Raw genomic sequence first — 12203 nt, forward strand, 5'->3', positions numbered from 1 at the left:
TGGCAGATGAACATCAAGGCCGACTTCCCGACACTCATCGAAGAACTCGATTACGGAACCCCGGAATCGAAGGCGCAAAAGCAGGTCACGCTGACCGTCGACGGCCGCAGCATCAGCGTGCCGGAAGGCACGTCGATCATGCGCGCGGCGATGGAAGGCGGGGTCGAGATCCCGAAACTCTGCGCCACCGACATGCTGGACTCGTTCGGCTCCTGCCGCGTCTGCCTGGTCGAGATCGAAGGGCGCGGCGGCACGCCGGCATCCTGCACGACGCCGGTCGGCGAAGGCATGGTGGTCAAGACGCAATCCGAGCGGCTCGACGCCATTCGCCGCGGCGTCATGGAACTCTATGTCTCCGACCATCCGACCGGCTGGAACGAGAAGGCCGGAACCGGCGCCAGCGAGTTCGACGCGGTGGCGAAGTCGGTCGGCCTGGCCGAGAACCGCTACGGCGTCGAGGGCCGCAATCACGTCAAGCAGGAAGACGGCGTTGCGCCCGGCCATGGCTCGCTTGCGGTCGACTACATCGCCCGCGATGAATCCAATCCCTATTTCACCTATGATCCGGCGCAATGCATCGTCTGCTCGCGCTGCGTGCGCGCCTGCGAGGAAGTGCAAGGCACCTTCGCGCTGACGATCGAGGGCCGCGGTTTCGAATCGCGCATGGTCGCCGGCATGCATGAGGACTTCATCGCTTCCGAATGCGTGTCCTGCGGCGCCTGCGTGCAGGCTTGCCCGACCGATGCGCTGCGCGAGAAGACCGTGCTTGCCAAGGGCCTGCCGGAGCGCTCGGCCATCACCACCTGCGCCTATTGCGGCGTCGGCTGCTCGTTCAAGGCCGAAGTCAAGGACGACGAAGTCATTCGCATGATGCCCTACAAGGAGGGCAAGGCAAACCATGGCCACTCCTGCGTGAAGGGCCGTTTCGCCTATGGCTACGCCACCCACAAGGACCGCATCCTGTCGCCGATGATCCGCGAGAAGGTCAGCGATCCCTGGCGCGAGGTGAGCTGGGAAGAGGCGATCGCCCATACGGCCAAGGAATTCCGCCGCATCCAGTATCAATACGGACGCACATCCATCGGCGGCATCACCTCGTCGCGCTGCACCAACGAAGAGACCTATCTCGTGCAGAAGCTGGTACGCCAGGGCTTCCGCAACAACAATGTCGACACCTGCGCGCGCGTCTGCCATTCGCCGACCGGCTATGGGCTCGGCCAGACCTATGGCACCTCGGCCGGCACGCAGGATTTCGATTCCGTCGATTACACCGACGTCGCCGTCATCATCGGCGCCAATCCGGCTTCGGCGCACCCGGTGTTCGCCTCGCGGCTGAAGAAGCGGCTGCGCCAGGGCGCCAAACTGATCGTGCTCGATCCGCGCCGCACCGAGATGGTCAAGTCGGCGCATATCGAAGCGGACTATCACCTGCCGCTGAAGCCCGGCACCAATGTGGCGGTGCTGACGGCGCTGGCGCATGTCATCGTCACGGAAGGCCTGTTCAACGAGGCCTTCATCCGCGAACGCTGCGACTGGACGGAATTCCAGGACTGGGCGTCCTTCGTCGCCTTGCCGGAAAACAGCCCTGAAACCGTCGGCAAATTGTCCGGCGTCGATCCCGAGCTGATCCGGGGTGCCGCGCGTCTCTATGCCACCGGTGGCAACGGCGCGATCTATTACGGACTCGGCGTGACGGAGCACAGCCAGGGTTCGACCACGGTTATGGCGATCGCCAACCTCGCCATGGCGACCGGCAATATCGGACGGCCGGGCGTCGGCGTTAACCCGCTGCGCGGCCAGAACAACGTGCAGGGCTCGTGCGACATGGGCTCTTTCCCGCACGAACTGCCGGGCTATCGCCATATCTCGGGCGACGCCGTGCGCGACATCTACGAGAGCCTGTGGGGCGTGAAGCTCGACGACGAGCCTGGCCTGCGCATTCCCAACATGCTGGATGCCGCCGTCGACGGCTCCTTCAAAGGCATCTACATCCAGGGCGAGGACATCCTGCAGTCCGACCCCGACACCAAGCATGTCGCCGCCGGCCTGGCGGCCATGGAATGCGTAGTCGTGCACGACCTGTTCCTCAACGAGACGGCGAATTACGCGCATGTCTTCCTGCCGGGCTCGACCTTCCTTGAGAAGGACGGCACCTTCACCAATGCCGAGCGCCGCATCAACATGGTGCGCAAGGTTCTGGAGCCGAAGGCACGCTACGCCGACTGGGAAGCGACGCAGGAGCTTGCCCGCGCGATCGGGCTCGACTGGAACTACCAGCATCCCTCTGAGATCATGGACGAAATCGCCCAGACGACGCCGAGCTTCGCCGGTGTCTCGTTCGGGCTGCTCGACCGTGTCGGATCCGTGCAATGGCCCTGCAACGAGAAGGCACCGCTCGGCACACCGATCATGCATGTCGACGGCTTCGTGCGCGGCAAGGGCAAGTTCATCCGCACCGAATATGTGGCGACGGACGAGCGGACCGGGCCGCGCTTCCCGCTGCTGCTCACCACCGGCCGCATCCTCAGCCAGTACAATGTCGGGGCGCAGACAAGGCGCACCGAAAACGTCATGTGGCACTCGGAAGACCGGCTGGAGATCCATCCGCACGATGCCGAGAACCGTGGCCTGCGCGATGGCGACTGGGTGCGGCTGACCAGCCGCTCTGGCGAGACGACGCTGCGGGCGCTGATCACCGATCGGGTGTCGCCGGGCGTGGTCTATACGACCTTCCACCATCCGGACACGCAGGCCAATGTCATCACCACCGACTTCTCCGACTGGGCGACGAACTGTCCGGAGTACAAGGTGACGGCGGTTCAGGTCGGCGCCTCCAATGGGCCGTCGGACTGGCAGCGCGATTACGACGAGCAAGCGCGCAACAGCCGCCGTATCGCGAAGTTGGAAGCGGCGGAGTAGGGTTTGGTGTCTCGGCGAGGCGCCCCCCTCTGGCCTGCCGGCCATCTCCCCCTCAAGGGGGGAGATTGGATGGCGCACCGCCTTTCGCCAATCGCCAACGTCGAAAAGTGGGTGATATCGGCCAAGCTGCCAATCTCCCCCCTTGAGGGGGAGATGGCCGGCAGGCCAGAGGGGGGCGCGTGACCCGCAAACGTCAAGCCATTACGCAAATCTCTCGCCTGGCGCACCGCGCCAGTGGCACTGTCGCGGCCAACCGCATGGTTCCGGAGGAGACGCCGGTGGCATTCTCGTTCGCCGGCACCACCCATGCGGTGATGATGGCGAGCCCGGCCGATTTCGAGGATTTCGCGCTCGGCTTCTCGCTCACCGAAGGCATTATCGCCGCGCCTGAGGAAATCGAGGCGATCGAGGTCGAGGATCATGGCGCCGGCATCGATATCCAGATCCGGCTGAAGGACCAGGCCAACACGCGCTTCGAGGCGCGGCGGCGCCGGCTTGCCGGGCCGGTCGGCTGCGGGCTTTGCGGCATCGAATCCATCGAGGAAGCCATGCGCTCCGTCGACGCGGTTGGTGCGTCAAAACTTACGCTTGATGCGAACGACGTCGTGCGCTCCGTGAAGCTCTTGTCGAAAGTGCAGCCGCTGCATGCCGAGACCGGAGCCGTGCATGCCGCCGGTTTCTACGTTCCGGGCAAGGACGTCGTCATGGCGCGCGAGGATGTCGGCCGCCACAATGCGCTGGACAAGCTGGCCGGCGCTCTGGCCAAGGCCGGCATCGACGGTTCGACGGGCGCCGTCGTGGTGACCAGCCGTGTCTCGGTCGAGATGGTGCAGAAGACGGCGGCGATCGGTTCCGCCTTCATCATCGCCGTCTCGGCGCCGACCGCACTTGCCATCCGCACGGCGCAAGAGGCCGGCATGACGCTGGTGGCGCTGGTGCGCGGCGATGATTTCGATGTTTTCACCCACCCTGACCGGGTGGTCTTGGGAGTTGCCCAGCATGTCGCATGACGAAGACCACATCACGAGCACCAGCGAGAAGCTGGTGCGCATGGCCAACCAGATCGCGGCCTTTTTTCATTCCAGGCCGCGCGAAGAGGGTGTCGCGGGCGTCGCCGAGCACATCAACAAATTCTGGGAACCCAGGATGCGGCGGCAGTTCTTCGAGATGCTGGACAGTGGCGGCGAAGGCTTCGACGAACTCGTCGTGGTCGCTTCCGCCAGGATCAAGCGGCCGATCTCGCCGGCCGAGGCCGATCTCAAGCTGGGATTGAAGGCCTCCCCGGCCGACATCGCCGCCTCACAAAAATAGCCGCAGGAGCCGCGCAGGCTTATATTTCTGCTTGCTAAAGTTTAAGCTGCCGCAAGCGGCGCGGCTCTGCTATGGTTGACGATCAGAAATCGTCAGGCCGGGCGGAAAACTCGTGAGGCCGATCGCGACCCGATATGCCCTCAGTGGCGAGGTGCGGATCGCCTATCAGGTGGTCGGCCAAGGATCGTTCGATCTCGTCTTCGTGCCAGGCTTCATTTCCAACCTCGACCTGCACTGGGATGACGAGGGCTACAGCCGGTTGCTCAAGCGGCTTTCGGCGTTCTCGCGGTTGATCATGTTCGACAAGCGCGGCACGGGCCTTTCCGACCGTGTCGATGTCCATAACCTGCCCAGCCTGGAAACCCGCATGGACGATGTGCGCGCGGTGATGGATGCGGCCGGCAGTGGGCGTGCCGCGCTGCTCGGCGCTTCCGAAGGCGCGCCGATGGCCATGCTGTTCGCCGCCACCTATCCGGAGCGGACACGGGCTTTGGCGCTCTATGGCGGCTATGCGCATTTCCACAAATGGGTGATGCCGCCGGAGCGCCTCGACGCCTTCATCGAGATGGCCGAGACGGCCTGGGGCACCGGCGCCACCTTGCCCCATTTCGCGCCGGGCCGGGTTGACGACGCCCGTTTTTCAACCTGGTGGGCGCGCTTCGAGCGCCTGTCGGCGAGCCCGACCGCGGCGGCGGCACTGGCGCGGATGAACGCCGAGATCGACATACGCGGCGTGCTGGCGGCGATCGGCGCGCCGACGCTGCTGATCCATCGCCGCAACGACGTCCGGGTCGATCCCGACGCCAGCCGCTTCCTGGCCAGGAAGATCTCCAATGCGCGGCTGGTCGAAATCCCGGGGCGCGACCATCCGATCTGGACCGGCGATGTCGACCGGGTGGCCGACCTGATCGAGGAGTTCCTGACCGGCGAGCGCGCGGTGGCGGAGGCGGAGCGCGTTCTGGCGGCGCTTCTGGTGACACGTATCTACGATACGGCGCGGCTTGGCGACCGGATGTGGAGCGAACGCAGCCAGCATTTCCACGAAACGTGGCGGACGCTTGTCGGACGCCATGGCGGGCGCTGCGTGGATATACACGGCGAGATGATGATTTCACGCTTCGATGGACCCGGGCGTGCCTTGCGCTGCGCGGCGGCGTTGCGCGACGCGGCGCAGCAGATCGGCGTGGCAAGCGCACAGGGCGCGCATGTCGGCGAGATCGAGACGCGCGGCCCTCCCATAGGATTGACGGGCCGCGTGACCATTCAGCTCGCCGCTCACGCCGGGCGCGGCGACATACTCGCGTCGCGGCTGGTCGCCGACCTGGCGGTCGGCTCGGGACTTCACTTCGTCGAAGCGGGGCGTGTCAGCATCGATGAGCTGGACGAGCCGCTGGCGCTTGTGCTCGCGACGTCCGAACAGCATCTGGAGCCGGCCTGCCGTCCCAAGGTCAAAGCGGCCGAGCCGGCCTCGCTGACGGTGCGCGAGAGCGAAGTCGTGAATCTGATCGCCGACGGCAAGAGCAATGCCGCGATCGCCGCCGAACTCAGGCTGAGCGAGCACACGGTCAAGCGCCACGTCGCCAATATATTGCTCAAGCTCGACCTACCCTCGCGAGCCGCGGCAGCGGCATTTTCCGTCAGGCACGCTGGCCCGGACGGGCCATGAGAGCCATGGCGCTTTCGGGCGAAGCGCCGGGGCCGAAGTAAGGGCTATCAATGTCCCCATGCAGGCCAGACGGGTATTGCCAGGAAGGCGCTGCGAACGGAGGATGAAATGCTCAAGTCAAAGCTGAATGTCAGATCACTCGTGATAGCGGCAGGCATTGGCGCGCTGTTCACGATCTCTCCCGCGAGAGCCGAGGATGCATCGGCGGCGGCCGCCTACAAGGACATCGAGGCAACGCTCGGTTCGGTGCCTGACATGTTCAAGACGCTGCCCGACGTCGCCATCGCCGGCGCCTGGGCCGAGATCAAGGGGGTGCAGCTCAACCCCAACACCGCGCTGGACGGCAAGACCAAGGAACTGATGGGCCTTGCGGTCGCCGCGCAGATCCCCTGCCAGTACTGCATCTATTTCCACACAGAGGCTGCCAGGCTCAACGGCGCGAGCGACGAGGAGATCAAGGAGACGATCGCAATGGCGGCGATCGTGCGCCACTGGTCGACGATCCTCAACGGCAGCCAGGTCGATCTGGCGACTTTCAAGAAGCAGACCGACGACGTGTTCGCAGCCGTGAAGGCGAAGTCGCAGTGAAAAACACGGCCCGTCGATGATCGACGGGCCGTGCTTCCAAGCATCAACCGCCCGATCGGGTAGACGGGCACATGGAGGGTAAAATGCTGACCAAGACTCACACAGTGGACGGCGCGGCGATCAAGAAGGCGATCGAAGGCCGCGATGGAAAGATGCTGTCGAGCTTCTACGCCGACGATGCGCTGGTGCGGGTGATCGACCGCAACAACCCGCCGAGCAAGCCACGCGAAATCCGCGGGCGCGCAGCGATCACGACGTTCTGGGACGACATCTGCAGCCGGGCCATGACCCACAAGGTCGACACCACCATCGCCAACGGCGACAGCCTGGCCTTCACCCAGGCCTGCTCCTATCCGGACGGCACCAAGGTGTTCGCCGCCGCGATGCTGGAGCTGAAAAACGGGCAGATCGCACGGCAGACCGTCGTGCAGGCCTGGGACGAGTAGATCAACCGCGGAGCTGGCCATCCCGATTCAAATCGGGATGGAGCTCTGTTTCAGTGCTGGAGCATGATCTTTTCCCGAAAACCGAACACCACTTTTCGGGACCATGCCTTGGCCGCAACCAGGAGGAGAAGAAGATGTTCAGCGCCAGATGGCAGATCGACGCCAAGTTCGGACACAAGCAGACCGTGCTCGAACTGCTCAAGAAATGGGAACGCGAGATCGGCTCGCAGGTCGGCCTCGCCGACCTGCAATTCCAGATCATGACCGGATCGATCGGCGCCCGGGAAGCGACGGTCGAGTCACACCACCAGGTCGAGAGCCTGGCCCAGCTGGAAGCGTTCTTCGCCAAGATCGGCAAGATCGACGCGCATGCCAAATGGGGCAAGGAGATGGAGCCCTATGTCGTGTCGGGCACCAGCCTGTGGAACATCTATCGCATCGTGGAGTAGTGATTACGCTCGACCTTCCTTCTCCCCTTGCGGGAGAAGGTGGATCGACGCGTCAGCGTCGAGACGGATGAGGGGTGTTCCAGCTTGGCGCCAAGCTACCCCTCACCCGGATTGCCAACCGATTTGCGAAGGGCAAATCGGGGCAATCCGACCTCTCCCACAGGGGGAGAGGTAGAAGCGCTACTACCCATGCGCCACCATCACGTGGCGCACCGCGGTATAGTCCTCCAAGGCATAGAGCGACATGTCCTTGCCGTAGCCGGACTGCTTCAGCCCGCCATGCGGCATCTCGTTGGTCAGCATGAAGTGGGTGTTGATCCAGGTGCAGCCATATTGCAGGCGGGCGGCCGTCGCCATGGCGCGCGAGACGTCCTTGGTCCACACGGACGACGCCAAGCCGTAGTCGCTGTCATTGGCCCAGCCCACCGCCTCGTCGACTTCCGTGAACCGAGTGACCGAGACGACCGGGCCGAAGACTTCTCGGCGCACGATCTCGTCCTCCTGCAGCGCGCCGGCAACAACGGTCGGCTGATAGTAAAAGCCGGTGCCCTCGCCCGGCTTTCCGCCCGTGGTGATCTCGATATGCTTCAGTTCCGAGGCGCGCTCGACGAAGCTCGAGACGCGGTCGCGCTGGCGGCGTGAGATCAGCGGCCCGATCTCGTTCTCGGTATCGTCTGATAGATTGTACTTGATGGTCGACACGGCCGACGAGAGATCGGCGACGAGCTTGTCGTAGATCTTCTTGCCGGCATAGATGCGGCAGGCGGCGGTGCAGTCCTGGCCGGCATTGTAATAGCCGAAGGCGCGCAGGCCTGCGACGACGGAGCCAAGGTCCGCGTCGTCGAAGACGATGACCGGCGCCTTGCCGCCGAGCTCCAGATGCGTGCGCTTGACCGACTTGGCGGCGGCTTGCAGCACCTTCTTGCCGGTGGCGACGTCGCCGGTAATCGAGATCATGTTGATCTTGGGGTGGTTGATCAGCGTGTTGCCGACGCTGTCGCCACGGCCGAGCACGACATTGACGACGCCTTCAGGCAGGATCTCGGCCAGGATTTTCGCCAGCTTGAGTGCCGTCAGCGGCGTCTGCTCAGACGGCTTGAAGACGACGGTGTTGCCGCCGGCGATGGCCGGCGCGACCTTCCAGGCCATCATCATCAGCGGATAGTTCCAGGGCGCGATCGAGGCGACGATGCCGATCGGATCGCGCCGCACCATGGAGGTGTGGCCAGGCAGATATTCGCCGGCGACGACACCGGGCATCGAGCGGACAGCGCCGGCAAAGAAGCGGTAGCAGTCGACGATCGCCGGAATCTCGTCATTGAGCACGGAATTGACCGGCTTGCCGCAGTTCAGGGCTTCGAGAGTTGCGAATTCCCTGGCTTCGGCTTCGATACGGTCGGCGATCTTGAGCAGATAACCCGAGCGCTGCGCCGGCGTGGTGCGCGACCACAAGACGAACGCCTGTTCGGCCGCCAATACCGCTGCCTCGATCTGCGCCTGGCTGGCCTCGGGCAGGTTGAGGATGGTCGCCCCGGTCTTCGGATTGAGGATCGGCTCCTCGGCGTCCGTGCCCTTCTCGAATTTCGAGCCGATCAGCATCTGGGTGTCCATTGGGTTCCTCCTTGGACGGAAGTGAGTAGTGAGTAGTGAGTAGTGAGTAGTGAGTATACTCACTACTTACTACTTACTACTCACTTGGCTACTCCCTATTCGCTGTTTCATTTCCCGCTTCCGGCGATCTGGTCGCCGTCGCGGGTCAGGTAATAGGCAAACAGGATGGGCAGCAGCGTCACCAACACAACGACCATGGCCACGACATTGGTGACCGGGCGCTGGCGCGGACGGATCAGCTCCTCCAGCATCCAGATCGGCACCGTCTGCTGCTGGCCGGCGGTGAAGGTGGTGACGATGACCTCGTCGAACGAAAGCGCGAAGGCCAGCATGCCGCCGGCAAGCAGCGCGGTGGCGATGTTGGGCAGCACGACATGCCGAAAGGTCTGGAAACCGTCGGCGCCGAGATCCATCGACGCTTCGATCATCGAACCGGAGGTGCGCCGGAAACGGGCGACCGCGTTGTTGTAGACGACGACCACGCAAAAGGTGGCGTGGCCGAGCACGATCGTCCAGAACGAGAAGGGAATCTCGGCGAGCGCGAAGGCCGAGCGCAGTGCGATGCCGGTGATGATACCGGGCAAGGCGATCGGCAAGATGACCAGCAGCGAGATGGTCTCGCGGCCGAAGAATTTGGTCCGCGACACCGCGGCGGCGCAGAGCGTGCCGAGGATCAAAGCAATCGCGGTCGAGATGGCGGCGACACGCACCGAAAGCGACAGTGCTTCCCAGACATCGGGCCGGTTCCAGGTGACGGCGAACCACTGCATGGTGAGCCCGGGCGGCGGCCAGACGAAGCTCTTCTCTTCGGTGGTGAAGGCGTAGACGAAGATCAGCAGGATCGGCAGATGCAGGAAAAGCAGACCGCAGGCGGCGGCGATCTTCAGGCCGAGCGGAGCCGATTGACCACGGTCAGAGCGCATCGAAAGCCCCCATGCGCTTGGCACTCCAGAGATAGAAGCCCATGATGACGATGGGCACCACGGTGAAGGCGGCGGCGAGCGGGATGTTGCCGGCGGTGCCCTGCTGCGAATAGACGGCCTGGCCGATGAACAGCCGCGAGGTGCCGATGATCTGCGGGATGATGTAGTCGCCCAATGTCAGCGAGAAGGTGAAGATCGAGCCGGCGACAATGCCGGGCAACGCCAGCGGGAACAGCACGTTGCGGAAGGTCTGGCCGGGTGAGGCGCCGAGATCGGACGAGGCCTCGACCAGATTGCCGGGCACGCGTTCGAGCGCCGCCTGAACCGGCAGGATCATGAAGGGCAGCCAGACATAGACGAAGACGATGAAAGTGCCGGTGAACGACACCGACAGCGAGTTGCCGCCGACGACCGGCAACGACAGCCAGGCATCGAGCAGCCACAGCAAATGCAGCTTGGCGAGCAGCCAGGTGAGGATGCCTTCCTTGGCCAGGATCAGCTTCCAGGCATAGATCTTCACCAGGTAGCTCGACCACAGCGGCAGCATGACGCCGAGATAGAACAGCGCCTTCCAGCGGCCGCGCGCATAACGCGCGGCATAGTAGGCGATCGGAAAGGCGACGACGGCCGAGGCGAGCGTAACCAGTGCCGCCATGGTCACCGTACGCAGTATGATGTCGAGATTGGCGGCCTGAAGCAGGTCGCCATAGGTCTTCAGCGTGAACTCACGATTGATGAGGCCGGAGAACTCGTCGATGGAGAAAAAGCTTTGCGCCAGAAGGGCGAACAGCGAGCCGATATAGACGATGCCGAGCCACAGCACTGGCGGCAGCAGCATGAGGAGCAGCAGGAGTTGCGGCCGGCGCCAGAACAGGTCCGACAGCGCGCCACGCAAGCCGCCGCTGCCGGGCAGGATGGCGGGGGCGGGATTGGCATTGAGGGCGACGATGGTCATGACGCCACTCTGTGTTGAAGGGGATTATGCGAGAAGCCGCGCTCTACGTCGCCCCCCTCTGTCCTGCCGGACATCTCCCCCTCAAGGAGGGAGATTGGCAATTTCTCGGCCGCGCCAGTCCTGCGACGTTGGAAGCTGGCGAAACCCGAAATGGCAGCCAATCTCCCCCCTTGAGGGGGAGATGTCCGGCAGGACAGAGGGGGGCGCCTAGCGCAAACCTTCCTCATGCCGGCTCATCCATCAGATGCAGGTGCTCGCGGTTGAAGGTCAGCACCACGGCGTCGCCTTCCGCTGGGAGGGCCGCGCCGGCCGGCACGATGGCATGCAGCTTCAAGCCGTCGGCATCGAGCGCCAGCCTGGTGGTGGCGCCGAGATAGTTGGTCGAGACCAGTCGTGCGGCGACGCCTTCGCCGCTTGCGGCGCGGCCGACACGAATGGATTCGGGGCGCAGGCTGCCCCAGCGGTGCTGGCCGGAATAGCGCTGGACGAAATCCGGCGGCAGCACGTTGGACGAGCCGACGAAATCGGCGACGAAGCGCGTCTTCGGCCGCTGGTAGATGTCCTCCGGCGTGCCGATCTGCATGATCTTGCCGTCATTGAAGACGGCGACGCGATCGGCCATCGACAGCGCCTCGCCCTGGTCGTGGGTGACGAAGACGAAGGTGATGCCGAGCGCCTTCTGCAGCGACTTCAGCTCTTCCTGCATGTTCTCGCGCAATTTCAGGTCCAGCGCACCGAGCGGCTCGTCGAGCAGCAGCACCTTGGGCTGGTTGACCAGCGCGCGGGCAAGCGCGACGCGCTGGCGCTGGCCGCCGGAAAGCTGGCCGGGGCGGCGGGCGCCATAGCCGGGCAGCCGCACCAGCGTCAGCGCTTCCTCAGCCGCCTTGTGCCGCCCAGCCTTGCCGACACCCTTGACCATCAGCCCGTAGGCGACATTGTCGAGCACGTTGAGATGCGGGAACAGCGCATAATCCTGAAACACGGTGTTGACGTTGCGACGGTAGGGCGGAATGCCCTCGGCGCGCTCACCGAAGATCGAGATCGAACCCGCAGTCGGCTGCTCGAAGCCGGCGATCAGCCGCAGGCACGTGGTCTTGCCCGAACCCGACGGCCCGAGCATGGCGAAGAACTCGCCCGGCACGATGTCGAGATCGACCGCGTCGACGGCGCGAACGCTGCCGAAATGGCGGGAAACCTTCTGGAAGGAAACGGCTGATGTCATGGCTGCCAGTCTGTTTTGCCGGGTCAAACAAGGACGAATTCACGCGCCGCTTCACCTCCCCCTCGATGGGGGAGGTCGCGGCGAAGCCGCGGGTGGGGGTGATGGCGCGGACC

At 64.3% G+C, this 12203-nt stretch carries 11 protein-coding genes; 7 read left to right on the forward strand and 4 right to left on the reverse strand.

The features are described from left to right. Positions 1–6: 6 nt before the first annotated feature. From fdhF to X741_RS165835, 7 genes are all read left to right on the forward strand, one after another. On the forward strand, positions 7–2919 hold the full coding sequence (gene fdhF / locus X741_RS165865; RefSeq protein WP_023775760.1) for a formate dehydrogenase subunit alpha: 2913 nt from the start codon (positions 7–9) through the stop codon (positions 2917–2919). 179 nt (positions 2920–3098) lie between these two features. Further along, complete coding sequence (fdhD, locus tag X741_RS165860; RefSeq protein WP_023775761.1) at positions 3099–3929, forward strand: formate dehydrogenase accessory sulfurtransferase FdhD; 831 nt, start codon at positions 3099–3101, stop codon at positions 3927–3929. Next, positions 3919–4230, forward strand: coding sequence for a formate dehydrogenase subunit delta (locus X741_RS165855; protein ID WP_013891388.1), 312 nt, complete (start codon positions 3919–3921; stop codon positions 4228–4230). The genes fdhD and X741_RS165855 overlap by 11 nt, the downstream gene beginning before the upstream one ends. Positions 4231–4342: 112 nt before the next feature. Further along, positions 4343–5896: an alpha/beta fold hydrolase gene (locus X741_RS165850; protein ID WP_023775762.1), complete on the forward strand. Its 1554-nt coding sequence runs from the start codon at positions 4343–4345 to the stop codon at positions 5894–5896. 108 nt (positions 5897–6004) lie between these two features. After that, a complete protein-coding gene (locus X741_RS165845) occupies positions 6005–6484 on the forward strand; it encodes a carboxymuconolactone decarboxylase family protein (RefSeq protein ID WP_023775763.1) in 480 nt (159 codons plus the stop codon). A gap of 83 nt (positions 6485–6567) precedes the next feature. Beyond that, positions 6568–6930 (forward strand): nuclear transport factor 2 family protein, encoded by a 363-nt coding sequence (locus X741_RS165840; protein WP_023766355.1) that lies wholly within the window; start codon positions 6568–6570, stop codon positions 6928–6930. Between the two features lie 134 nt (positions 6931–7064). After that, positions 7065–7379 carry a hypothetical protein gene (locus X741_RS165835; RefSeq protein WP_023775764.1) on the forward strand — a complete coding sequence of 105 codons (315 nt, stop codon included), beginning with the start codon at positions 7065–7067 and terminating at the stop codon, positions 7377–7379. A 183-nt stretch (positions 7380–7562) separates the two neighbouring features. Here the strand turns inward: X741_RS165835 and X741_RS165830 are convergent, their stop codons facing one another. The 4 genes from X741_RS165830 to X741_RS165815 all read right to left on the reverse strand — a co-directional run bounded on the left by X741_RS165830 (position 7563) and on the right by X741_RS165815 (position 12090). Further along, entirely contained in the window at positions 7563–8990 is a 1428-nt protein-coding gene (locus X741_RS165830) for a gamma-aminobutyraldehyde dehydrogenase (protein ID WP_023775765.1), read from the reverse strand. Between the two features lie 107 nt (positions 8991–9097). After that, the gene (locus tag X741_RS165825) at positions 9098–9913 is read right to left on the reverse strand and encodes an ABC transporter permease (RefSeq protein WP_023775766.1); all 816 of its coding nucleotides are present in this window, start codon (positions 9911–9913) and stop codon (positions 9098–9100) included. After that, a complete protein-coding gene (locus X741_RS165820) occupies positions 9903–10868 on the reverse strand; it encodes an ABC transporter permease (protein WP_023775767.1) in 966 nt (321 codons plus the stop codon). The genes X741_RS165825 and X741_RS165820 overlap by 11 nt, the downstream gene beginning before the upstream one ends. 223 nt (positions 10869–11091) lie before the next feature. Then, positions 11092–12090: an ABC transporter ATP-binding protein gene (locus tag X741_RS165815; protein WP_023775768.1), complete on the reverse strand. Its 999-nt coding sequence runs from the start codon at positions 12088–12090 to the stop codon at positions 11092–11094. Positions 12091–12203 lie beyond the last annotated feature (113 nt).

Origin of the sequence: Mesorhizobium sp. LNHC221B00, from assembly GCF_000502935.1 — a bacterium.
GTDB lineage: Bacteria > Pseudomonadota > Alphaproteobacteria > Rhizobiales > Rhizobiaceae > Mesorhizobium > Mesorhizobium opportunistum.